A 22,791-nucleotide genomic window follows, 5' to 3' on the forward strand; every position below is an offset into this window, starting at 1 on the left:
ACAGCCTCTCAGCCGATCACCGCAGCCGGGTTACAACGCCAACGTTCTCGATCGAGGCACTAGCCCGTCCGCAACGGAGGCGGACGCTTCGGAGAGAGGGCCTCCCGGTCCTGTTCTGGTGGTCACGGCCTCCGGGCAGAAGACCGGAAGACCAGAAGGTCGTCAGGCACTCGTCCGGTCGGCTGCCTGGTAGAGCGCGTAGCCGACGTCGTCGAGTTGGCGTCCGGAGAGCAGGCCCCTCTCGTCGTGGAAGCTCGTGATCGCGACGACGGTCCCGGCGCCGGTGGCCGGGTTGAAGCCGGTCAGCCACGGCCCGCCGGAGGAGCCCGGGGTCATCGCGCACGGCATCGTCAGCGCGTTCGCGCTGCTGCGGTCGACGGCGATGGCGCTGGTCCAGCAGCGCCGCAGGCTGCGCCCGTCGAACGGCGCCTGGACGGGATAGCCCAAGGTGGTGACCGCGGTCCCGGCCGCGGGTGCCGTGAACGCGATGCCCAGGTCACGCAGCAGCGCATGGAGCTGGTTGATCAGCCGGGTCCGGTGCGAGACCAGGTTGGCGCGACGCTCATCGAGCAGGGCCAGCGCGGTGCAGAGGTCCTTACCGGTGATGGGTCGGGCATCCCCGGCCAGCGCGGCCACGCTCGCCGCGGCGGCGGCGTCGATTCACACCGTTCTTGCGTCGTCCACCGCGGGACAGCTCCCGCACCCGGGCGGTGGCCGTGCACGGCACGTCCTCGACCTGTTCCTCGCGGGCGACCAGCCATTGCGCCAGGTGTCGGCCCAGGCCGCGGGCGTTCTCCACGGCCCATCGACGGGCCTCGAACCGGGTCGCCCATCGCAGCAGCTGTCGGTAGCCGGCCAACGTGGCGTCGACCTGCAGCGACGCCAGAACGCGGTGGGTGGCGGGGCCCAGCGCGCTCGCTGTATGAGTTCGTGTGTGGGGGTCGATTCCGATGATGACCGTGACGTCCTCCGATCCAGCGCGACGGGCGGTGGGACCGCGGACGACATGCCGACTTCCAGCTCCGTCGACACGGGGAGCACACCTCTGTCGAGTCAGACCGCAGCCCCGCGTGGACGCGGGTCTTCTCCTCAAGTGAGGTAACAGATCCGGGGCCGCCCGGCCTCCGATCTGCTCAACCGCCGGAGGGCGACGACATCCGGCCAGTGCGCGGCATCGCCACGGCTTTCCCGCCCCTCCCGTTTAGCCGCTCGTTGCGCAGCTCCCCGCGGCGGACCTTGCCGGCGTCGCTCCGCAGTGGATGGTCGACGTATTCGACACTGCGGGGGACCTTGTAGGCGATGAGGCGCTCCCGGAGGAATGTCGCCAGATCCTCTGGGGGGACTTCCCGCGGATCGGCCTCCAAGACGGCGTGCACCACATTGCCGCGGTCGTCGTCTGGCAGCCCAATGACCGCCACCGACCGAACCGCCGGGTGCTCGAGGATCGCCGCTTCCACCTCCGCCGGATAGACGTTGACCCCGCCGCTCAGGACCATGTCCTGGAGCCTGTCCGCCATGTACAGGTAGCCGTCGTCGTCGAACCAACCGACGTCGCCGAGAGACTCCCAGCCGTCCTCGGTCGATCGTGCCTCGGCGCCGATGTAGCGGTACATCGGTGTCGCGCGTGCCGGGTCACCCCGCAGCCACACCTCGCCCCGCTCGCCCGTCCCGAGCGGTTCGCCCCGCTCGTTTCCGATCCGCATCTGACCGACGACCACCCGCCCGACCGATCCCGGACGCTCGAGCCATTCGGACCCGGTGATGAGAGTGAGCGCCTGCTGCTCGGTAGCCGAGTAGATCTCGACGATTCGCTCCGGCCCCAACCAGTCGATCCAGCGACGCTTCAGCCAGGCGGGGCAGGGCTCGGCCATGTGCCAAACCGACTCAAGGGACGATATGTCATACCGGAGCCGGACCTCGTCGTCCAGGTTGATGATCCTCTTCATCATCGTCGGCACGGTGTAGAGCACCTCGGCGCCGAACTCCTCGACGGCCGCGAGTGTGCGCTCCGGTTCGAACCGCTCGAGGACGACGACGAGGCTGCCCGCGATCAACGCCTCGCACGCCCACAGCACAGGACCGTTGTGATGGAGCGGGCCGGGCACCACGACCACACCGCCATCACGGAAGCCGCGGCCCCACATCCTCGGGACACGGGGATCGAAGAGTGCCGGGTCTCCCGAGACGATCAACTTGGGGCGCCCCGTCGAACCGCCCGAGGTCGCGATCTTCCATGCGGGCGAGACCACGTCTGGCAGCCCCGGCACAGGACTCCCGTCGAGGAGATCCCGGTGGTCGATCCCCACATGGGGACACCCCGCCACACCTGCCGGCCAACGGCTGATTACGGCCCGCGGCGCCGCCAGAGCGACGATCGCCTCCAGCTCGGTCCGGGGGAGCTGCTCGGAGACCGCCTGCGGGATCGCTCCCGCCTTCCAGCACGCCACGTACGCGACGAACCACTCGACACAGTTCGGCAAGGCCACCGTGACGACGTCACCGACCACGACCCCCTGCGCGAGGAGCCGGTGGGCGAGCCGGGTGCTGGCCTCGTCCAGCTGCGCCCGTGTGAGTGATTCTGGTCCGCAGACGACAGCGAGCCGATCTGGATCGGCGATGGCCAGGTCGGAGAGCCGCCGGGGGTACGACACAGTGCTCACGATCGGTTCTCACCTTCGGTTTGACGGACGGAGAGCCACGATGTCAGCGTGGCGAGGTCCGCAGCCAGCTGTTCGGGTCGGTCGTCCTTGACGTGCTCGATCAACGCGAAGCGGTCGCGGCCCCACAACCCGGGCTCCCGGGAATGCCGCAGGATCTCGCGCCAGAGGTACCGCCACGCGACGAGCGGGTAGCGGTCCTCGTAGCTGCGCCACGCGAACAGATGCAGGTGCGATACCCGAGCCGCTACCGACCGGTACTCGGCGACCAGGTCCGCCACCGACCCCGGCCCATCCGGCTGCCAGTAGACGAAGAAGCGCGGGTCGTCGATCTGCCGCAACAGCGCGGCGGCAGACTCCGCCGTCGCCGTGATGGTCTGGCGATGGTATTCGAGCGACGCCGTGAAACCCCGACCGGTGATCAGCGGAACGACCGCGCGGACGCCGTCCACGACCCGGCGGCGCTCGTCCGACGCCGCGTCCGGGGTGATCCCGAGCTCTCCCCAGATCCGGATGTTGCCGACGCCCAGCGCCTCGGCCACATCCAGGACGGGCCCCAGCTGGTGGAGAACATCGGCGGTGCCGGCCTGCAGGTACGTTCCGTAGGAGACGCACTCGATGCCCGCGTCGCGGCACCGCTCGGCGAGCCGTTCCGCACCGGCAGCGTCGCCCGGTGGGACGTGGACGTCGGCTCCCCACTCGATGCCCGCCGCACCGCTGCTCTCGGCGAGACGCACCACCTCGTCGCTGGACAGCTGCCGCAATGCGATTGAACAGACCCCCGGCCGGACCGCGACCGACTCCCGCATCCCGTCTGCCACGTCTTACCTAGCCTTCCCGGCGGATTGCGGTACGGCCGCTGCAACGTCAGGAGCGATCGGCGGGTAGTGACAGGCGGTGAAGTGCCCGGAGGACACCTCCCTTACCTGTGGTTCCTCCTCGGAGCAGCGCGACTGGGCAGCGGGGCACCGGGTACGGAAACGACAGCCGCTCGGTGGCGCGATCGGTGAGGGCAGCTGACCCTCGACGAGCGGCACAGGCTGCCGTTCGTGGCCCGGGTCGGCGACCGGGATGGCCGAAAGCAGAGCCGAGGTGTAGTGGTGCGCCGGGCGGGCGTACACCGCCTCGGCCGGTCCGACCTCGCACACCTTGCCCAGGTACATCACCATGACCCGATCGCTGATGTTCTTCACGACGGCCAGGTCGTGCGCAATGAACACCAGGGTAAGGCGATAGCGCGCCTTCATATCCTCGAGCAGATTCAGGATCTGCGCCTGCACCGAGACGTCGAGGGCCGAGACCGGCTCGTCGCAGATGACCAGCTTCGGGTCCAGTACGAGCGCGCGGGCGATCGAGATCCGTTGGCATTGCCCACCGGAGAACTGGTGCCGGCGACGTGACACCACGGAGTCGGGGTCGAGGCCCACTGCGGCCAGTACTTCCCAGACCTTCTCGGTCTGGCCGGCGGCGTTCCCGCGCCGCCAGATTCTCAGCGCCTCGACCACGATGTCCCCGATCCGGCGCCGGGGATTGAGCGACGACACCGGGTCCTGGAAGATCATTTGGAGGCGAGGCCGTACGCGGCGCAGGTCCTGGCCCCTTAACGACGTGAGCTCCTCCCCCTCGAAGACCACAGATCCCGAGGTCGGGCGGCGGAGCTGCATCACAGCCCACCCGGTGGTGGACTTGCCGCAGCCGGACTCGCCGACGATACCGAGGGTCTCGCCCTCCTGGACGTCGAAGCTGACGCCGGACACCGCGTGAACCGTTCGACCACCTGCCGAGGGGAACTCGACGACCAGGTCCTGCACCCTCAGGAGCGCGTCCTCACGCAGGTGCGCCGTACCGCTGCCGGCCATCAGGTCGTCGCCGACGGCATCGGAACGCGGCCCGAGACGGTGTCATGGGCGTTCCCGGGCGGCCCTGCTTGTTCCGCCTCGGCACCCAGCGGGAACCAGCAGCGATAGCGGTGGCCGGGGTCGACCCCTCCGACCAGCGGAGGTGCGTCCTGTCGGCACCGGTCCTGCGCCGACGGACAGCGTGGCGCGAAACGGCAGCCCGGCGGACGGTCGAGGAGGGCAGGAGGTCGACCGGCGATGGCCGCTAACCGCGTGTGGCTCGGGTCGTCGACCCGCGGAATCGATCGCAGCAGTGCGTCGGTATAGGGCATGCGGGGCGTTCGGAACACCGACCGTGCCGGACCCTGCTCCACGATCTGGCCAGCGTACATCACTGCGATGTCGTCGGCCCGACCTGCGACGACTCCGAGGTCGTGCGTCACCAGGATCATCGCCATGAACCGCTCCGACTGCTGCTGCTGGAGCAAATCGAGGATCTGACTCTGCACCGTGACGTCCAGTGCCGTCGTCGGCTCGTCGGCGATGAGGAGCCGCGGGCCGCAGACGAGCGCGATCGCGATACCGATCCGCTGCCGCATGCCGCCCGACAGCTGGTGCGGGTACTCCCGTGCGCGACGCTCCGGCTCAGGGATCCGGACGGACCGCATGAGCTCGACAGCTGCGTCGTCGGCCGCGGATCTCGTCATCCGGCGATGCGCGCGCAAGACCTCGGTGATCTGGCGGCCCACCCGCACGACCGGGTTGAGCGACGTCATCGGGTCTTGGAACACCATCGACATCTCGGTGCCCCAGATTCTGCGCAGCTCCGACGGCTGCATCTGGTCCAGCCGTAGACCGCGGAACAGCACCTGGCCGCTGCACTCGATATTCGCACGGGGAAGCAGCCCCATGATCGAGCGAGCGAGCATCGTCTTGCCCGAGCCGGACTCTCCGACGATACCCAGCGTCCTGCCCTGTTCGAGCTGAAAGGAGACGTCGTCCACCGCCCAGGCTGTTCCTTCCGACGAGCGGAATCCGGTGCGGAGTCCGTCGACCTGCAGGAGAGGACCTGTATCCCCCGGCGCCGAATCGTCGGCGGCCGCGTCGTCGGTCAGCGACACAGGGTCGGCCGCGACTGGTGTGTTCCTCATGGCGCCCGCCGTCCCTATCCCGCGAGCCACATGCGGTCGAAGAGAGGGCAGGTGTCGGTCACCGGGGTGTAGCCCTGCACGTCGTCCTTCATGTTCAGCACCTGTATGTACTGCGCCCAAATGATGGCGGGCTGGTCCGCGATGATGACTTTCGCAACATCCTGGTAGATCGTGCGACGCTGATCCGGGTCCTGGGTGGATCGCCCAGCCGCCAGCAGCCTGTCGACCTCCGGGTTGCAGTACTTGATGTAGTTCCGCGCCGATCCGCACTGGTAGGTGTCGGACAGGCTGGGCTCGGGCGAGATGAACGGCCGGTAGAGACTGAACATCTGGTAGTCGCCGCCCGGCAGCCCCGCGACGTACGCCGTGCCGTCGAGGATCTGGATGTCGACCACCAGGTTGCGGTACCCGGCGAGCTGCGACTGCACGGCCTCAGCCGACTGCCTGTCCGGAGCATCGAAGGTGATGGTGAATGTGAGGGGTCCACCGTTCTTCGCCGCGTACTCGTCAAACATGCGCTGAGCCGCCTCCCGATCGAACTGCGGCCATGAGAGGGCGGGATCGAAGAGCTGCGACGACGTCGCGAAGAATGGTCCCGGTGCCAGGTCGGCGTTCTGGAAGCGGATGTCGTTGAGCGTCCGGTAGTCCAGCGCCGACGCCACCGCCTTGCGCGCGAGAACGTCGTTGAACGGCGCCTTCGCATTGTTCAGCGCCAGCAGCCGGCCTCCGCTCTGGTCGGTCAGCCGGGTGACGACGCCGGGAGTCTGCTTCGCCTGTGCCAGGTACTGGGGCGTGGACAGGTCCAGGTCGGCTTGTCCGGCAGCGAGTGTCTGGAACCGCTGCTGGGCGTCCGCGACCGTGCGGATCTCCACCTCGTCCAGGTACGGGTAGGGCGCATTCCAGTACGCGGGGTTGCGCTCCAACGTCATGGTGCCGTTCTTCACCCACTGCTTGAGCACGAAGGGACCGGCACCGACGGGCTGGTTTCCGAAGGCGGTGGCATCGGCCTGGATGGCTGTCGGAGACCCGATGAGGGTCAGCGGCGATCCGGCGACGAACGACGGGAAGGTGCTGTTGGGCTGCTTCAGGACGACGCTGACGGTAGTGGGGCCCGCGACGGTGATCGAGTCGATCTTGGATGCGGTGTCGAGGCTGCCTGCGGCGTTCTGCGGGTCACGGAGCCGGTCCCAGTTGAACTTGACCGCCTCGGCGTCGTACGCCGTACCGTCGGTGAACGTGATGCCGGGCTTGAGCGTGAGGGTCCACCTGATGTTGTCGCTCGACGTCAAGGACTCCGCTGTCTGCATGACGGCCTCACCCGTCTTACCGTCCGCGTATACGAGAGCGTCGAAGATCGGGAGGGCGCGCACGGCCTCGTAGTTCTGGCTGTTGATGACGGTGAGCCGCAGCGGGTCGAGGCTCTTGACGTCGAACGCCGTCAGGTACGAGACCGATCCTCCCCTCTGGGGCTCACCCCCCGCCTGTGTCGCACGGGAGTCGGAGGGTTCACCGCCGCCGCACCCCGCGAGCAGGAGTGCGACGACGAGCATCAGGACGGCGAACGTCCCGCGCATGCGTTGAGGAGAGAACATCGTCGGCCTTTCCGGGTGAATCGCTGCTGGGACGCGGCGAAGGTCAGGTGTCGGTGGGGCGCCCGAGCCCGAACCGGCCTTGAAAGTGGTCCCCGATGACGTTGAAGGCGAAGATCGTCGCGAGCAGGACGGCAGCAGGCAGGAAGACGAGCTGCGGGTCGGTGGCGAGGTAGCCCTGGCCGGATGCGATCGAGCCACCCCAGCTCGGGTTCGGCGGTGGCACACCGAGACCGAGGAAGCTCAGCGAGCCCTCGGTCACCATGAGCCAGGCGACGACGACGAACGCGTACGACCCGACGGGGAGCACCAGGTTCGGGAGGATCTCCCGGAAGAGGGTCCGCACACTGCGGGCACCGAGCACCTTGGAGGCGACCACGAACTCACGGTCGGCGTAGGAGAGGGTGATGGCGCGCGCCAACCGCGCAAACGGTGGCACGGAGATGATCGCCAGTCCCAGGCCCAGGGTCCACAGATCGGGTCCGAGGACCGCGGTCATCGCCAGCAGCAACACAAGCCCGGGAACGGCCAGGGCGGCATCGAGCACGAGGTCGATGACCTTCGCCGCACGGACGTAGAAACCTGCTATCAGGCCCAGAACACAGCCGGCGGTGATGCTGAGCAGCACCGCCCCGACGCTCACGGCCAGTGACACGCGGGCCCCGACCATCAGCCGCACGAGCTGGCTCCGCCCGAACTCGTCGGTACCCAGCAGGTACACGGCATCCGCACCGGGAGGCTGTCTCGGCGGTCCGACCGGGATGTCGTAGTGGGGCAGCGGGAGCCAGTCGACCACAACGGCGGCGAGGACGACGAGCGCCAGCCATGTCGCCGCGAGCACGACGGGGAGCCGCGCACCGCCCGCGCGACGGGCCTTCCCACGCCCCACCACCGTCGCCGCCCGGCTGATCCGTGCGGCGGAAGTCCAGACACTCATGCCGCTGCCCTGTTCCTGAGTCGGGGGTCGATGACGGTGTAGAGCACGTCGACCAGTGCGTTCACCAGGACGTAGCCCAGTGCCACGAAGACCACGACACCCTGGAGCAGGGTGAAGTCTCGCGACTGGATCGACGTGATGAGGAGGTTCCCGATGCCAGGTAGGGCGAAGAGGACCTCGACGATGATCGTGCCCCCGATCAGCCGCGCGAGGATCAGCCCGACGACGGTGAACAGCGGGATCAGCGACGGGCGCAGTGCGTGTCGGAGAAGCACGTAGGTGCGGGAGAGCCCCCGCGCGTGCGCGGCGAAGACGTAGTCCTCACTGAGGGTCGAGATCATGGCCGATCGGAGGACTCGGGCCACGACGCCGGTCTCGTAGATCGACAACGCGACGCCGGGCAGGAGCGCGGATCGGAGGTTGTCGGACAGACCTTCGCTGATCGGTACCCATCCCGTCACTGGAAGGAGATGGAGCCGGACGGCGAACACGTACGCCAGCAGCAGGCCGGTCAGGAACGCGGGAGGGGAGATCATCAGTGACGTCGCCAGGAGGCCTGCCCGGTCGACCCAGGTGTTCGCGCGGGAGGCCGTCCAGATCCCCAGCGGAACCCCGACCACCAGGGCGATGACGAGAGCGATGGCCGCGATCTCGAGTGTGACGGGCAGCCGCTCGAGGATCGTGTCGAGAACCGAGTCGTTCGTGATGACGGAGGTCCCGAGATCTCCCCGCACGAGGTCGGCCAGCGACTCCACGTAGCGGAGGAGGAGCGGATCGTCGAGGTTCCACTGCTGCCGGAGCTGATCCAACTGCTCGCTGGTGGCGCCCTCCCCGAGGACGACCGACGCGGGATCACCCGGGATCAGATCGACCATGATCATCGTCACGAAGCTGACGATGAAGACGACGCCGAGAAGATGGAGAGCTCGACTGGTGACGGCGCGCAGCATTCTCACCTCGTGACGGGCAACCGGAGCACAGCCCCGCACGAGGTCGCGACCGCTGAGTTCGGAGAGCACTCGCGACCCGGGGGGACGGGAAGAAGAGAGCGCTAGGCCCAGGCGCCGTAGCGGCGGAACGCGCTCGTGTAGTCGATGTCATGGTCGCGGTAGCGCTCCGCGACCTGGAGCTCGGAACTGTCGAGCGGGGTGCTCAGCTGTGCGGCCGTCGGCGCGCCGATCCGCTTCGCCACATCGACAAGCGTCTCCCGACTGAGCCGGAACAGACGCACCCCGTTCTCACCGGCCATGCCCCGGGCCACCCCGACGTCCAGGCCGGACAAGGCGTCACGGAGTGCGAGATGCGTGCGATTGGGCTCGGCCGGGTCCTCACTGAAGGCCCACGTACCTTCCCGGTGCGGGTAGTCGCGGCCCCACACGACGTTGTCCGCGTACCCCTCAACAAGGGCGTCCTCGGCCTCGAAGTGAGCCATGAAGCTCGCTCCGATGAACACGTTGCGCTTCATGTAAGCGCTGGGCAACTGCGGAACGGCGTCCCGCATCATCGGCGGCCCTGCCATCCACGCGGTGTCCATGTCGGCGATCGTCGGACCCCACCACTTCCCCGGCTGCTCGGTAAGCATCAGCCGCACGCCCGGATGACGCTCGAAGACCCCGCCGATGACCATGCGTTGCATACCCCGCCGCGACGGCCATCCGCACTGCTCGAGCTGAGCCAGGGCGAGAGAGTGCGGCAGGGACTCGGAAAAGCCGGGTACCGCCGCGCCCGCGTGGGTGTTCAGCACGATCCCCGACTCCTCGCACACGCGCCAGAACGGCGTCCACGCCGGCGAGTCGTACTGCGGACCGTCCGAGGGCGCCATGGCGGGGAAGTTCACCGTGCGGATCCCCACCCCGGCAAGCCACTCCAGCTCGGCGACCGCCGCCTCGATGTCCCACATCGGCAGATGACCCGCACCGATCAGGCGCTCGGGTGCCTGTGAACACGACTCCGCCAACCAGCGGTTGTAGAGCCGGATGCCTACCGCGTTCAGTTCGAACTCCCGCGCCGACCGGGCCGTCTGGGACGACTTCGCCACCCCGGACAATCCAACGAAGTGAAACGGGAACGGGTCGCGACTGAAGCTGCCGTGAAAGACGACCTCGGCCGCCACGCCGTCGGCGTCCATGTCGGCCAGTCTCACGGCCATGTCGTAGTGCCCGGCCGTCAGTCCGTTGAGCTCCTGGCGCCGCCGCCGACCCGGCGACTCACCCTGCATGCTCCCGTCGCCCTGGTTCGTGCGCATATATTCGGCGAGGTCGTCCTGGTACTCCGCCGGGCAGTAGTCGCGCAGATCCTCGAATCGAGGACTGACGTGGCTGTCGGATGAGACGATGATCGCGGCATCGTGCGCTTCCGGAGTAGGCGTCACCGCCGATTCGTCGAGCAGGCTCGTCATCGAACTCCCTCTCCCGTTTTCTCAGGCAAGCGGTTTCCAACACTGTGACAGCAGGTACGTGTGACGTCAAGCGCTCAGATTCAGCGAGCTTTCCGGGCAGGTCAGGCCTAAATAGGGGCTCTCAGCTGCTGATATGACGCGCGTTACGTCCTGGTGAGAGATGCTCTGGATCGCGCGGCCGAAACCTCTCGTCCGCGTGCTGATGCCGAGTCCTGGCGCGCGGAGCAGCAGGAAAGCGCTACACTGATGGCGATCGATGCGCCGGAGACCGCGCCAGTCATGCCGATCGGGGGAGGTGTCGATGACTGACCGGATGGACGGATCGGTCCGGCTGGAGGACGTCGCGAAGCTCGCAGGGGTGTCCTTGGCGACGGCGTCGCGCGCCCTGAACGGCAGTACCCGCCGGGTGCGTGACGATCTTCGGGAGCGTATACTCGACGCAGCGATTGCGTTGCAGTACACCGCGAACGCCCACGCGCAAGCCGTCGCCCGCGGTCGCAGCGACGTCGTCGGACTGTTGGTTCACGACATCGGCGACCCGTTTTTCTCCTCCATCGCGGCCGGGGTCATCCAGGCCGCCGACCGTGAGGGCCTCCTGGTGACGCTGGCCAGCACCGGCCGGGACCCAGCGCGCGAGTTCCAGTTCGTCGGGGCCCTACGCGGTCAGCGCGCGCGGGCGGTGATCATCGCCGGGAGCCGAGTCGATGAGCCGGCACAGATGGCCCAGCTCGCCCGCGAAGTGGCGAGTTACCGTGCCGGCGGGGGGCGCGTGGCCATGATCAGTCAGAACCGGCTCCCCGTCGACACCGTGATGCTGGAGAACCGCGCGAGCGGAAAGGCGCTGGCCAAAGCACTGGTCGGGCTGGGCCACCGCAGGTTCGCCGTGCTCGCCGGTCCTGCCGAGCTGTTCACCGCCCGGGACCGGCTCGACGGCTTCCGCCAAGGATTGACCGGGGCAGGAGTCTCGCTCCCCGCACGGCACATCATCCGCTCGGACTTCACGCGCGACGGCGGATACGAGGCGCTGCAACAGGTGCTCGACGCGGACCTGGATGTCACCTGCGTCGTGGCTGTCAACGACGTCATGGCGGTCGGGGCGATGGCGGCCCTGCGAGCCCGCGGGCTTCGATGCCCCGCAGACCTCGCCGTCGCCGGCTTCGACGACATCGTCACGCTGCGCGACGTCACACCCTCACTCACGACGGTGCGGTTCCCCCTCGAGGAGATGGGCAGCACCGCCCTGTCCCTGGTCGTCGGGGCCGAAGGCGTGAGACCCCGACTCCATGCTGTCGAGGGCCAGGTCATGATCCGGGAGAGCACCCCGTCGTTGGGCTAGCAGCCCGCGTCGTGGCCACCCGAAGTCGATCGTCTGTCGCGACTGTGAGTGCCTTCCAAAATGCGGGAAGCGCTTGCCTCCGACGCGGGGCCGCACCCGCTGAAGGCGGCGCCCCGCCCCACCCCGCCATTCCCCACGGGACGCCCCTTGTCGCCGCGATGACGCTGCTGCATCACCTACATCCTGAGCCCACCCGACCAGCGGCCCTTGGGTTGACATCGCTCTTCCTGTCTCGGCTGCTTCGGGCATCGCCTCCCCCGTCCCGCCCCTTCCGGCGCCCGGCACCCCCTCTGTCAACACCCAGTTTCCCAAGTGTGATTGAGGTTCTGCCGCGTATCACCTACGGTTGGCGGAGAGCGCTTTCCTAACCAGGACGGGATTCCACATGACTCAACGGTCCTTGGGCGTCGTCATGAACGGCGTGACCGGGCGGATGGGACTCCGCCAGCACCTCACGCGGTCGGTGCTGGCGATCCGCGACCAGGGTGGCGTCGAGCTGTCCGACGGCAGCCGCATCATGCTGGAGCCGCTCCTCGTCGGCCGCAACAAGACGAGGGTCGCCGAGATCGCGGCGGCCTACGGCCTCAGCCGGTGGACGACCGACCTCGACGGCGCGCTCGCCGACGACACCTACCCGATCTACTTCGACGCGCAGCTGACCAGCGTGCGCGAGGAGTCCCTCACTAAGGCCATCGCCGCCGGACGTCACATCTACACCGAAAAGCCGACCTCCGACTCGCTCGAGGGTGCCCTGCGCCTCGCGCACCTGGCTCAGGACGCCGGCGTGAAGAACGGCGTCGTGCACGACAAGCTGTACCTGCCGGGCCTTCTGAAGCTCAGGCGGCTCGTCGAGAGCGACTTCTTCGGCAGGATCCTCTCGGTCCGCGGAGAGTTCGGCTACTGGGTGTTCGACGGGCGCGGTCAGGCCGCGCAGCGCCCGAGCTGGAACTACCGCAGCAAGGACGGTGGCGGGATCGTCTCGGACATGTTCTGCCACTGGAACTACGTGCTAGAGAATCTCTTCGGCCGTGTCGAGGCGGTGACGGCTAAAACAGCGACACACATCCCCGAGCGCTGGGACGAGAACGGCGAGCGCTACGACGCCACAGCCGACGACGCGGCGTACGCCATCTTCGAACTCGCCGGCGGGGTCGTCGCGCAGCTCAACTCGTCGTGGTGCGTTCGCGTGCACCGTGACGAGCTCGTCGAGTTCCAGGTCGACGGCACGCTGGGGAGCGCGGTCGCGGGGCTGCACCGCTGCGTCGCACAGTCCCACGCCCACACCCCGCGGCCCGTATGGAATCCGGACCTGGTCGAGACACAGCGCTACCGGGATCAGTGGCAGGAGGTGCCGGCGAACGCTGTCATGGACAACGGCTTCAAGGCACAGTGGGAGCAGTTCGTCCGCCACGTCGTGGAGGACGCACCCAACCCGTACGACCTGTTCGCCGGCGCGCGTGGCGTCCAGCTCGCCGAGGCCGGCCTGGAATCCTCGGCATCCGGCTGCCGGGTCGAGCTGAAGCAGCTCGTCTGATGGACACGGTCATGCTTCCCCGCTGCGACGGAACCGTCGTGGAGCACGTGCTCCACGACCCGGTCCCCTGGGCGCGGCCGAGTACGCCGCTGCAGAGCCGCATTGCGTTCGCGGCCGCGCACGTCGTTGCGGATCCCTTGCGCGACAACGGACCGGGCAGACCGGTCTGCCTCGACTGGGACAGCACGCTGGCATTCCGGAGGCACCTGTGGTCCTACGGACTCGGTGTCGCGGAGGCGATGGACACCGCGCAGCGCGGCATGGGCCTCGACTGGCACACGGCGCAGGAGCTCATCACACGCAGCGCCGCGGAGGCGCGTTCGGTCGGCGGCCGGATAGCCGCCGGTGCCGGCACCGACCATCTGTCGTCCCCGCCGTCCGGCCTCAGCGAGGTCACCGCAGGCTACGAGCAGCAGCTGAAGGTCGTCCAGGAGGCCGGCGCCCAGGTGATCCTCATGGCCAGCAGGCAGCTGGCGGCCCTTGCGACCACCCCTGAGCACTATCGGGCCGTCTACGACCGCGTTCTGTCCCGGGTGGACGGGCCGGTGATCCTGCACTGGCTTGGGCAGGCGTTCGACCCCCGGCTCGAGGGCTACTGGGGCTCGTCGGACATCGGCGTCGCCACCGATGTCGTGCTCGACCTGATCCGCGACCACAAGGCGCAGGTGGACGGCATCAAGGTGTCGCTGCTGGACGCCGAGCACGAGGTACGCCTGCGGGCGGCGCTGCCGGAGGGGGTGCGCCTCTACACCGGCGACGACTTTCACTATCCCGAGCTGATCTGGGGAGACGGGTCTCACGCCAGCGACGCGCTCCTCGGCATCTTTGCGGCCATCGCGCCCGCGGCCTCCGCGGCGCTCCAGGCGCTCGACGCAGCCGATGACGCGGCGTACGACGCGGCGTTCGGACCGACTCTGGCCCTGGCCCGGCACGTCTTCGGCGTGCCCACCTTCCACTACAAGACCGGGATCGCCTTCCTCGCGTGGCTCTCGGGCCACCAGCCGGGATTCACCATGGTCGCTGGCCTGCAGAGCGCCCGCAGCGTGCTGCACCTGGTCGAGGTGTTCCGGCTCGCCGACGAAGCCGGACTGCTGCCCGACCCGTCGCTCGCGGCGGGCCGGCTGCGCTGCTGGCTTGAGGTGAACGGGGTGCACACATGACCGGCGGCCGGGGATCCGGGCTGGCTCGCCTGTCGCTCAACCAGAAGACGACAAACCGGTGGTCCGTGGCCGAGGCGGTGCAGGGCTGCGTGCGCGCGGGACTCCCGGCCATCGGGTTGTGGCGCGAGCCCGTCCACGAGATCGGGGTGCTGGCGGCGGTCCAGCTGGTCACCGACGCCGGGCTGCGTGTCTCCTCGCTGTGCCGCGGCGGGTTCCTCACCGACCCCACGGCCACCGGCCGGCAGGCGGCGCTGGACGACAACCGCCGCGCGATCGACGAGGCCGCGGCGCTGGGCACCGACTGCCTGGTGATGGTGGTCGGCGGGCTGCCCACGGGTTCGCGCGATCTCCCGGGGGCGCGTCACTCGGTCGTCGACGGTATCGCTGCTCTCGTGCCCTACGCCCGGGAGCGCCGGGTGCGCCTGGCGCTCGAGCCGATGCATCCGATCTTCTGTGCGGACCGCGGGGTGCTCTCTACGCTCTCCCAGGCACTCGACATCGCCGAGTGCTTCGCCGCCGACGAGGTCGGGGTCGTCGTCGACACCTTCCACGTGTGGTGGGACCCCGAGGTCATGACGCAGATCGCGCGGGCGACCGGGCGCATCGCGAGCTTTCAGGTGTGCGACTGGATCACACCCTTGCCCCCCGACGCCCTGCTCTCCCGGGGAATCATGGGCGATGGGCACATCGACTTCCGCGGACTGCGTCGGGCCGTCGAGGCGGCAAACTACCTCGGCGATGTCGAGGTCGAGATCTTCAACGCCGACGTCTGGGACGCCGATCCCGACGAGGTGGTCGCGACCGTGACGCAGCGCTACCTCGACGTCGTCCTGGACGGCTGACATGCGCATCGTCATCGCGCCCGACTCCTTTAAGGGCTCCGTCTCGGCGAGCGCTGTCGCCGCGGCAGTGGGCCACGGGTGGAGGGAGGTGCGGTCCGGTGACGAGATCGTCCACATCCCGCTCGCGGACGGGGGCGAGGGCACCCTCGACACGATCGCGTCGAACGACCGCGGTGCGCTCCGTCGCACGCGGACGGTGACCGGGCCCGACGGACGGCCCGTCGACGCCGGGTGGCTCGAGCTCGACGACGGCACCGCCGTCGTCGAGCTCGCCACGGCCTGCGGCCTGCCCCTGATGGGACGGCTCGACCCGCTCGGAGCCGACACCACCGGCCTCGGCGAGCTCCTCTATGCGGCCACCGACGCAGGTGCGTGCCGGTTGATCGTCGCGCTGGGCGGATCCGCCTCCACCGACGGTGGTACTGGAGCACTCACCGCCCTGGGCGCCCGCTTCCTCGACGCCCACGGCGATCCTCTGCCTCCCGGCGGAGGTGCGCTCGCGGCCCTCGCCGACGTGGATCTGTCAGGCCTGCGACCGGCGCCCGCCGGTGGCGTCCTCTGCCTCGTGGACGTCACCGCTCCGCTGTTGGGGCCGTTCGGGGCAGCCGCCGTGTTCGGACCGCAGAAGGGTGCGACACCGGACGACATCACCACGTTGGAGCAGGGGCTGGGCCGGCTCGCCGCCTTCTTCAGGGGTGCGCCGGCCGCGCCCGGCAGCGGCGCCGCGGGCGGGACGGCCTACGGCCTGGCCAGTGCCTGGGACGCCCGGCTGTCGGGAGGCGCAACCACGATCGCCGAGTTCGCCGGGCTTCGGCGGGCCCTGGAGGGTGCCGATCTCGTCGTCACCGGAGAGGGGCGACTTGACACCCAGTCTTTGATGGGAAAGGTCGTCGGCCACGTCCTCGACACCGCGACGGGTCTCGGCGTCGCCGCCGCACTCGTGGTCGGGCAGGTCGCCGTGCCACCCCCGCCCGGTGTGCGCAGGTGCGTGGAACTAGCCCAACTCGCGGGCACCGCGGCGGCTGCACAGGACGAACCTGTCCGCTGGCTCACGGCGGCAGGACGACAGCTCGCCGCCTCGGTACCCATGGGCAAGGGGTAGCCGTGTCGGGCCTGCTCGTTACGCTGACGCTGAGCTTCGGGGTCGCCTTCGTCGCAGAGCTGGGAGACAAGTCCCAACTCATGGCGATGATGCTCGCTACTCGTGATCGAGCTCGGACAGTGCTCCGGTGTCACGCTCGCGACAACCGCCGTCCAAACCGTGTCCGTCACGATCGGCTACGGCCTGGGATCCGTACTCCCGATGGGATCGATCTCCGTCGCGGCCGCGGCGCTGTTCCTCGGCTTGGGCATGTGGATGTCGGGAACATGTCGCACGTTGCTGCTCCGACGGGCGTCACTACCGTCGCCGAAGTCGCTGACCAACGCCGTCTTCGTCGCGTTCTTCGTCGCAGAACTCGGTGACCGAACGATGATCGCGACGATCACCCTGACGGCGCAGTACGACTGGCTCGGGGTCTGGCCGGACTCGACGCTCGGGATGGTCACCGCCGACGCCCTGGCGATCGCGGTAAGCCGCCGGCTGGGTCGAAGGCTTCCGCAACGGATGGTCATCGCAGCCGCCGGAATCCTCTTCGGCGGCTTCGGGGTGTGGCTGGCACTGGACGCCAGCGGTCAGCTCGGCGCGACCCATCCGTTGGTAGGCGCCATCGCGCTCCTCGCTCTCGGGGCCGTCGCGGTAGGTGTTGCGAGCATCGCGATCGTCGTCACAGCCCGGATGCGCTCACCGCATCCGGCCGAGGCGCGCCCGGGTCCGTCACCGGACAACGAGTGGCCGGTAGGCACTCCCGTACCTCGCCTCCACGCCCTGTGAATTCGCCAACGGCGTGCGACCAACTCTGTCAACAGACGAGGGGAACACTGAACGATGAATGGTGCCGAGATCGCTGGGCTGGTCCTGAGGGCCAGCGTCGGCTCGACGATGGTGGCTCATGGGATCAGGCACGGCCGGAGCCTCGAGGGCACAACGCGGTGGTTCGGCTCGATCGGATTCGCACAGCCGAGACTGCAGGCCGTGGCGTCGGCAGCCGTCGAGGTCGGCGCCGGGAGCCTGCTGCTCGTCGGAGCGGCGACTCCGGTGGCGGCGGCCGCAGTGGTCGGCACCATGGCCGTCGCCATGCGGTCGGTCCATGCCGAGAACGGGTTCTTCATCACCGCAGAGGGCTACGAGTACGTGCTGACTCTCGCCGCCGCGTCCACCGCGGTGAGCGCCCTCGGCGCCGGAACCGCCAGCGTGGACCGCTGGTGGGGCCACGGGAGCAGCTCCTCCGGACTGCGGCGGGCGGTCTTCACCGTGGGGCTGGGGCTCGGCGCGGCCGCCGTACAGCTACGGCTCTTCTGGCGACGTCCTTCGCGTCCCGCGGTCGCCAAGCAGCGCGCGACCACTGAGACACACGTCGAACCACTCATGCCGACACCCGGAGTCTGCGGGTGACGACTGGCATCATCCCAGCCCGGCCGGACCACGGGCCGCCCTGCTCCCCCTGACCGAGGACTGACACCGATGGACACCTCGAAGATCGAGAGCGCGATACGAGCGCTGGCCGACGACGCCGAACTGCTTCGCCGGTTCCAGGACGATCCGCGCGCGATAGCATCCCAGATCGGGCTCGACGTCGAGTGGGCCGAGACGATCGCGCTCGGCGACCGGTACCGTCTTCAGGCCGCCGGCGTGGGCGCCGCGATGAGTCTGCGGGTCGCACAGTGGTTCATCGACCGCCTGAACGACTCGGCTCTCACTCGACGCACCCGACAGGAACTCAGCCAGTCACCAGCGCGCCTGCCGGTCCCCGCCGAGGTCGTCTTCGCCGGAGGGTGCTCGCACGTACCCGCGCCACCGACGTCTCTCGGTTCGGCCGGCTCGGAGGCCATCAGGCGGCGAAGGGCCGCATACGACCGGCTGGCAGCGGACATCCGCGCAGCCGATCCAGAAGTCATGATCGTCGTCGCAGAGTCTCGGGCACCCGGCTTCATCACCGGTGCATTCGTCATCGGAACGGGTTCGACGATCGGCGCGTCGACCACAACGTCTGATCCAGCACTGGCACTGTGCGGGGATCCCACCTACGCACGCGCCCTGGTCGACGCCGTTCGGGCCGAGGGACTGGAGGTCGAGGAGTCCAACCGCGTCGGGCTGGACAAGGACCTCCTCAGTCCTCTGCACATCCTGCTGCCCGAACCGGAGCTACCTGTTATCCCGATCATCACCCAGCCTGAACGGGGCTTCTCGCCGTTCGGCGCCCGGGCGTTCGGCGAGGTCCTCCGGATCGTCGTCGAGATGGCAGGACGACGCGTCGCGATCCTGGCGACGGGCGGCCCGTCGCGCAGATCCGACCGCGCCAGTTTTGGACAGCTCGCCCCTGAGTTCGACAGGTTCGTCCTGGACATGCTGAGGACCGGGAGAGGCGTCGAGCTCGGCGACCTCGAGCCGTACGCGCTGCTAGCCAACGGACGTCATGAATTCCAGAACTGGTTGGTGATGCTGGGACTCGTCGGGCCAGGAGTTGCGGCCAAGATCTACGCCTACGAGCCGGCCGGACGCGGTGACGACGAAGGCGGGTGGACCGTCGTGAGCATGATCCTTCCGCCGAAGAAGTGACAAGGGCAAAGGAGTGACGGGGCGGCCACGAAGGCCGGAGCCCTCGGGAGCCGGATGCTCACCAGTCGACATCGATGTATTGCGTCTTGAGGTATTCGGAGATCCCTCGTACTCGCCCTCACGTCCGAGCCCGACTGCCTCATGCCGCGGAACGGGGCTGCCGGGTCGGACACCAGCCCGCGATCCACCCCGGCCATCTGTCCAGGAAGATCGTTCGTTACGGCTCGTACTAGGTCCGTCGAGACCAGGCCGAGCGTATCGGTGACGCGCGTCGAGCCCGTTGCGGCGTATAGGATCTCGTATCCAGCACGACGACCGAGACCCCGCCGCGATCCTGCTCTCCTCCGCACGGCGGTGTTGGAAGCGGCGGGCTAGACCTGCCCGGCACGCGCGGCGAGCTGGTGCGCACGCTCGGGCGAGCCGCCGACGCCGTCGAGCGGGGTGGCGGCGCAGGACGGTGAGCCGTGCCGCCGTGACGTTCACGCCTGCGAGATCATCATCGCCCGTGGTGGCCCGGACCTGGCCGTGGCGTTCGCTGCGCTGGCCATCGACCCGCAGGACTCGGCCGACGCGGGGGACAGGGACCTGCTGACCTCTCAGCCAGGAAGTCCCGATCACCGTGGTCGCCGGTGTCCTGCCCGGTGTCCGGGCCAGGGCCAGTGAGGGCGGTCATCGCCATGGCGGTCGTCGAGGGGGCGGTCGTCGCCGTGGCGGTCGTCGAGGGGGCGGTCGCCGAGGTCGCGGTCATCGTGTCCCTGCCCCGGTGCGGGCTGCGGCGACGGACTCGACGGCGGCGCGCAGCGCGCGGCCTCGTCGGCGTGCAGATAGGGCTGCATCGACGTCGGTGACGCGTGCCCGAGCAGTGCCTGGACCACGTCGGGATCGGTCCCGCCGCGCAGCCATCCGGTCGCGGCCGTGTGCCGGAACATGTGCGGGCGGACCGCGAACCCGGCGCGCGCGGCGAGCCGGTCGAACATGTCCTTGACCGCGGGATAAGACATCGGCTGGCCCAGCGGGGGCCGGAACAGGTTCACCAGCACCAGATCCGCGCCCAGCTGCGCCCCCGCCAGCACCGGGGCGCCGCGGCCGCGGGCCGCGGCCAGAGTGTGCTCGCGTTCGTGCTGGTAGTCGACGTAGAAGCCGACCAGGTCCGGAGGAACGGGAACGGCCCGGGGCCGGTGCGATTTCGCCAACGCCCGGTTCGCGTTGATCCGGCGGCGGACGTGCACGTGTGGGCCGTCGATCTCGCATCCCAGAGCCCGGGAGCTGGCCAGCAGGTGCATGTCCTCGCGGCGTAGCCCTAACGCCTCCCCGATCCGCAGCCCCGTGCAGGCCAACAAGGCGATCAGGAATCGGTCCCGGGCCCGGTCGACCAGCTCGAACAGCCGGGCCAGCTGGGCGTCGGTCAACGTTTGCGGCGCCGGGTCGATGGTGGTGAACCGGAACGTTGTCGCCGCCACCACGGCGCGCTGGCCGTCCTCGCCGATGTCGAACCCGGCTGGCAGGAACCGCAACTGGCGCGGGCTGGCCAGCAGGGCGCTCGTGTGGGTCGGTGCCCACCCCTGCACCACGCAGAAGCGCAGGAACTCCGCCACCGCGGTCATCACCGCGTTCGCGCTGGCCCTGGACCGGAACCGGGCCTTCGACGCCCGGCCCCGGCCCTTCGACGGTAGTGGCTCGCTGATCAGCCAGTCCTGGAACCCGCGTAGGACCAGGAACCCCGGCTCGGCCCACCGCGCTCGGACCCGGGAGCAGTGGGTCAGGTAAAGGGCGGCGCAGACGCGTTCGGTGTTCACCGACAACCCCCGCGCCCGCAACGACGCGACGAACGCGGTCGCCTCGACGTGCAGCTCGAACCGGTCGTCGATGACCACCCACGCATCGGCTCTGGACGTGACCGCGCGCTCGGCGCGGAAGCAATCTGGCACGCAGCCCGAACGATGCCTGCCAACTCTTGGATACTCACCTGCCAGGCACCCACGGCACCCAGCAACTCACATCCCTTAGAGCCGCGAGGACCTCTAGATAAGCCGTGTCGAACTGCAGACCGCCGGCATATCCGTTGCTCGTGTTGGTCGACCAGTTGCCGCTCGACTCGCACTGCGCGAGCCGGTCCCAGTCGGTGTTCGTGCTGGTCGCGGCGTCCGAGCTGGTCTGCTTGTCCCCGCCGGCCTGGCCGCCGGCAGGCAGGTCATCCTGCGCGGCCTGGTCCGTCGAGCTCTGGTCGGTGCCGCTCTGGTCCTGGTCGTCGTCCTGGGGCTTCTGGTCCTTCGACTCGTGCTGGTCCTGGTCGTCCGAGCTGTGCTGGTCGTCGGCGGCCTGCTGGCCGCTGTCGGTGTCCTGGTCGCTGGCCTGACCGCTGGCCTGATCGCTGTCGCCGCCGCCCTGATCGGCGCCGGCGGAGGCCGACGGGCTGTCCCCAGAGTTCGTGCCGGTCGAGGTCGTGCCGGTCGAGTTCGTGCCGGTCGAGTTCGTGCCGGTCGAGTTCGTGGTGCCGGCCTGCTGGGCGCGGCCGGTGATGCCCTGCGTGGCGAGCTGCTCGGAGAGATCACGTGCGACCGGGTCGTCACCGGCGGAGGACAGCTCGTCGGCCAGCTTCTGCGCCTTGGCCTCCCACGCCTGCCCGGCCGCCCTGGCCCCGCCGGTCGAGGTCTGGTCGGCCGCGGCATCGTTCGCGTCGGTCGCAGCCTCAGAACCCGTGGCCCCGCCGCCGCCCGGGGCGGTGTCGCCACCGGTGCTCCCCGTCCCGCTGCTGCCGGTGTCGCTGCTGCCGGTGTCGCTGCTGCCAGTGTCGCTGCTTCCTGTCCCGCTGCTGCCGGTGTCGCTGCTGCCGGTGTCAGTGCTGGTGGAGCCGTTGTTGCTGCGCTCGACGACCTGGTCGTTGACGCTGTTGCCGGTCCCGCTGGCGCGGGCCTGCTCGATGATCTGGGCGAGCTGGCGGGCGGCGGGATCGGAGTCGCCGGTCAGCTGGGCGAGCAGGTCGTCTGCCTGGGCCGACCAGCCGCTGGTGCCGGCGGCGCCACCTGCTGACGAGCCCCCGCTGGTGCTGGTGCCGGTTGTGGAGTCGAGGCCGCAGGCCTCGATGCCGGCGGCGGGCAGCGCGCGGATCGCCGCGGCCAGGGCGCCGCCGGCGAGCAGGACTGACCCGGCCGCGGAGCTGGGCGCGATCGCCGGACCGCGCCCACTAGCCGTGCCCGAGCCCGTGCTGGTGCTGGTGCTGGTGCTGGTGTCGGTGGTCTTGTCGGGGTTGGTGCGCAGGTCGGCGGGGGTGGGGGAGTAGCCGGCCTTGGCCAGCGCGACCGCGAGTGCTCCGGCGGCCGGGTCGTCACCCATCGCGGCCAGCGTGGTGTCGGCGAGGTCGTGGGCCTGCTGCTGCCAGCCCGTCGCGACGGCGGGGGTGATCCCGAGCGCGCGGATCCCCGAGCCGAGCGCGGCCGCGCGGGCGTCGCCACCGGCCAGGGTGAGCGCGGCGACGAGCTCGCGGGCCTGCTCGAGCAGCTTCGCGGCCTGGTCGGGCGTGAGCTGCCCGGCGCCACCGGGGCCCGTGCTGCTGCTGGTGTCGGACTCCTTGCCGCCGGTGCTGCCGCTGGCGCTGCTGCCGGTGCTGCTGCTGGTGGTGTTGCCGGTGGTGGTCTGGACGGTGCAGGTCCGGTTGTCGGTCTGGTCGGCGACGAGCGCGGGGGTGGTGGTC

General features: G+C 69.4%; 19 protein-coding genes and 2 pseudogenes. 9 read left to right on the plus strand and 12 right to left on the minus strand.

Annotation, left to right across the window (positions count from 1 at the left end):
- Nucleotides 1-162 precede the first annotated feature (162 nt).
- From PSD17_RS07195 to PSD17_RS07240, 10 genes are all read right to left on the minus strand, one after another.
- The gene (locus tag PSD17_RS07195) at nt 163-636 is read right to left on the minus strand and encodes a trypsin-like serine peptidase (protein WP_339122206.1); all 474 of its coding nucleotides are present in this window, start codon (nt 634-636) and stop codon (nt 163-165) included.
- Nucleotides 596-1,093 (minus strand): IS110 family transposase, encoded by a 498-nt coding sequence (locus PSD17_RS07200; RefSeq protein WP_339122207.1) that lies wholly within the window; start codon nt 1,091-1,093, stop codon nt 596-598. Before PSD17_RS07200 ends, PSD17_RS07195 begins: the two co-directional genes overlap by 41 nt.
- 40 nt (nt 1,094-1,133) lie before the next feature.
- On the minus strand, nt 1,134-2,660 hold the full coding sequence (locus PSD17_RS07205; RefSeq protein ID WP_339122208.1) for an AMP-binding protein: 1,527 nt from the start codon (nt 2,658-2,660) through the stop codon (nt 1,134-1,136).
- Nucleotides 2,657-3,466, minus strand: a complete 810-nt coding sequence (locus tag PSD17_RS07210; RefSeq protein ID WP_181391862.1) for a sugar phosphate isomerase/epimerase family protein — start codon at nt 3,464-3,466, stop codon at nt 2,657-2,659. The genes PSD17_RS07205 and PSD17_RS07210 overlap by 4 nt, the downstream gene beginning before the upstream one ends.
- Before the next feature lie 15 nt (nt 3,467-3,481).
- Nucleotides 3,482-4,516 (minus strand): ABC transporter ATP-binding protein, encoded by a 1,035-nt coding sequence (locus tag PSD17_RS07215; RefSeq protein ID WP_339122209.1) that lies wholly within the window; start codon nt 4,514-4,516, stop codon nt 3,482-3,484.
- Nucleotides 4,516-5,499, minus strand: a complete 984-nt coding sequence (locus PSD17_RS07220) for an ABC transporter ATP-binding protein (RefSeq protein ID WP_339122210.1) — start codon at nt 5,497-5,499, stop codon at nt 4,516-4,518. The genes PSD17_RS07215 and PSD17_RS07220 overlap by 1 nt, the downstream gene beginning before the upstream one ends.
- Nucleotides 5,500-5,660: 161 nt before the next feature.
- Nucleotides 5,661-7,220 (minus strand): ABC transporter substrate-binding protein, encoded by a 1,560-nt coding sequence (locus PSD17_RS07225; RefSeq protein ID WP_233899529.1) that lies wholly within the window; start codon nt 7,218-7,220, stop codon nt 5,661-5,663.
- Nucleotides 7,221-7,281: 61 nt separating this feature from the next.
- Nucleotides 7,282-8,172 carry an ABC transporter permease gene (locus tag PSD17_RS07230; protein WP_014203880.1) on the minus strand — a complete coding sequence of 297 codons (891 nt, stop codon included), beginning with the start codon at nt 8,170-8,172 and terminating at the stop codon, nt 7,282-7,284.
- Entirely contained in the window at nt 8,169-9,122 is a 954-nt protein-coding gene (locus tag PSD17_RS07235) for an ABC transporter permease (protein WP_014203881.1), read from the minus strand. The genes PSD17_RS07230 and PSD17_RS07235 overlap by 4 nt, the downstream gene beginning before the upstream one ends.
- Before the next feature lie 101 nt (nt 9,123-9,223).
- Entirely contained in the window at nt 9,224-10,570 is a 1,347-nt protein-coding gene (locus tag PSD17_RS07240; RefSeq protein ID WP_014203882.1) for an amidohydrolase family protein, read from the minus strand.
- Between the two features lie 301 nt (nt 10,571-10,871).
- Between PSD17_RS07240 and PSD17_RS07245 the strand changes: the two genes are divergently transcribed.
- The 9 genes and pseudogenes from PSD17_RS07245 (at nt 10,872) to PSD17_RS07285 (ending at nt 19,100) form a co-directional block, all read left to right on the plus strand.
- The gene (locus PSD17_RS07245) at nt 10,872-11,906 is read left to right on the plus strand and encodes a LacI family DNA-binding transcriptional regulator (RefSeq protein ID WP_339122211.1); all 1,035 of its coding nucleotides are present in this window, start codon (nt 10,872-10,874) and stop codon (nt 11,904-11,906) included.
- Between the two features lie 385 nt (nt 11,907-12,291).
- Nucleotides 12,292-13,440, plus strand: coding sequence for a Gfo/Idh/MocA family protein (locus PSD17_RS07250; RefSeq protein ID WP_014203884.1), 1,149 nt, complete (start codon nt 12,292-12,294; stop codon nt 13,438-13,440).
- Nucleotides 13,440-14,600, plus strand: a complete 1,161-nt coding sequence (locus tag PSD17_RS07255; RefSeq protein WP_181391863.1) for a dihydrodipicolinate synthase family protein — start codon at nt 13,440-13,442, stop codon at nt 14,598-14,600. Before PSD17_RS07250 ends, PSD17_RS07255 begins: the two co-directional genes overlap by 1 nt.
- Complete coding sequence (locus PSD17_RS07260) at nt 14,597-15,442, plus strand: sugar phosphate isomerase/epimerase family protein (RefSeq protein ID WP_014203886.1); 846 nt, start codon at nt 14,597-14,599, stop codon at nt 15,440-15,442. Before PSD17_RS07255 ends, PSD17_RS07260 begins: the two co-directional genes overlap by 4 nt.
- A gap of 1 nt (nt 15,443) precedes the next feature.
- Nucleotides 15,444-16,544 carry a glycerate kinase gene (locus tag PSD17_RS07265; protein ID WP_014203887.1) on the plus strand — a complete coding sequence of 367 codons (1,101 nt, stop codon included), beginning with the start codon at nt 15,444-15,446 and terminating at the stop codon, nt 16,542-16,544.
- 2 nt (nt 16,545-16,546) lie between these two features.
- A pseudogene (locus tag PSD17_RS07270) lies at nt 16,547-16,624 on the plus strand (TMEM165/GDT1 family protein); the annotation flags it as partial.
- A 22-nt stretch (nt 16,625-16,646) separates the two neighbouring features.
- Complete coding sequence (locus PSD17_RS07275; protein WP_339122212.1) at nt 16,647-17,315, plus strand: TMEM165/GDT1 family protein; 669 nt, start codon at nt 16,647-16,649, stop codon at nt 17,313-17,315.
- Between the two features lie 54 nt (nt 17,316-17,369).
- Nucleotides 17,370-17,936: a DoxX family protein gene (locus tag PSD17_RS07280; RefSeq protein WP_014203888.1), complete on the plus strand. Its 567-nt coding sequence runs from the start codon at nt 17,370-17,372 to the stop codon at nt 17,934-17,936.
- 69 nt (nt 17,937-18,005) lie between these two features.
- Complete coding sequence (locus tag PSD17_RS07285; RefSeq protein WP_339122213.1) at nt 18,006-19,100, plus strand: hypothetical protein; 1,095 nt, start codon at nt 18,006-18,008, stop codon at nt 19,098-19,100.
- A 614-nt stretch (nt 19,101-19,714) separates the two neighbouring features.
- Here PSD17_RS07285 and PSD17_RS07290 read toward each other — a convergent pair.
- Together PSD17_RS07290 and PSD17_RS07295 are read right to left on the minus strand one after the other, a co-directional pair.
- Complete coding sequence (locus PSD17_RS07290; RefSeq protein ID WP_339122214.1) at nt 19,715-20,974, minus strand: tyrosine-type recombinase/integrase; 1,260 nt, start codon at nt 20,972-20,974, stop codon at nt 19,715-19,717.
- Nucleotides 20,975-21,137: 163 nt separating this feature from the next.
- Nucleotides 21,138-21,239 (minus strand): annotated as a pseudogene (locus tag PSD17_RS07295) (transglycosylase family protein); the annotation flags it as partial.
- Nucleotides 21,240-22,791: the final 1,552 nt, after the last annotated feature.

It is taken from the genome of Pseudonocardia sp. D17, from assembly GCF_036984265.1.
Taxonomy (GTDB): domain Bacteria; phylum Actinomycetota; class Actinomycetes; order Mycobacteriales; family Pseudonocardiaceae; genus Pseudonocardia; species Pseudonocardia benzenivorans.

Coding starts and splice junctions, on each gene's coding strand:
- PSD17_RS07215 (WP_339122209.1), bottom strand. CDS start 4,516: ATGGCCGGCAGCGGTACGGCGCACCTGCGTGAGGACGCGCTCCTGAGG.
- PSD17_RS07265 (WP_014203887.1), top strand. CDS start 15,444: ATGCGCATCGTCATCGCGCCCGACTCCTTTAAGGGCTCCGTCTCGGCG.
- PSD17_RS07285 (WP_339122213.1), top strand. CDS start 18,006: ATGGACACCTCGAAGATCGAGAGCGCGATACGAGCGCTGGCCGACGAC.
- PSD17_RS07280 (WP_014203888.1), top strand. CDS start 17,370: ATGAATGGTGCCGAGATCGCTGGGCTGGTCCTGAGGGCCAGCGTCGGC.
- PSD17_RS07255 (WP_181391863.1), top strand. CDS start 13,440: ATGGACACGGTCATGCTTCCCCGCTGCGACGGAACCGTCGTGGAGCAC.
- PSD17_RS07225 (WP_233899529.1), bottom strand. CDS start 7,220: ATGCGCGGGACGTTCGCCGTCCTGATGCTCGTCGTCGCACTCCTGCTC.
- PSD17_RS07245 (WP_339122211.1), top strand. CDS start 10,872: ATGACTGACCGGATGGACGGATCGGTCCGGCTGGAGGACGTCGCGAAG.
- PSD17_RS07210 (WP_181391862.1), bottom strand. CDS start 3,466: ATGCGGGAGTCGGTCGCGGTCCGGCCGGGGGTCTGTTCAATCGCATTG.
- PSD17_RS07235 (WP_014203881.1), bottom strand. CDS start 9,122: ATGCTGCGCGCCGTCACCAGTCGAGCTCTCCATCTTCTCGGCGTCGTC.
- PSD17_RS07260 (WP_014203886.1), top strand. CDS start 14,597: ATGACCGGCGGCCGGGGATCCGGGCTGGCTCGCCTGTCGCTCAACCAG.
- PSD17_RS07240 (WP_014203882.1), bottom strand. CDS start 10,570: ATGACGAGCCTGCTCGACGAATCGGCGGTGACGCCTACTCCGGAAGCG.
- PSD17_RS07230 (WP_014203880.1), bottom strand. CDS start 8,172: ATGAGTGTCTGGACTTCCGCCGCACGGATCAGCCGGGCGGCGACGGTG.
- PSD17_RS07250 (WP_014203884.1), top strand. CDS start 12,292: ATGACTCAACGGTCCTTGGGCGTCGTCATGAACGGCGTGACCGGGCGG.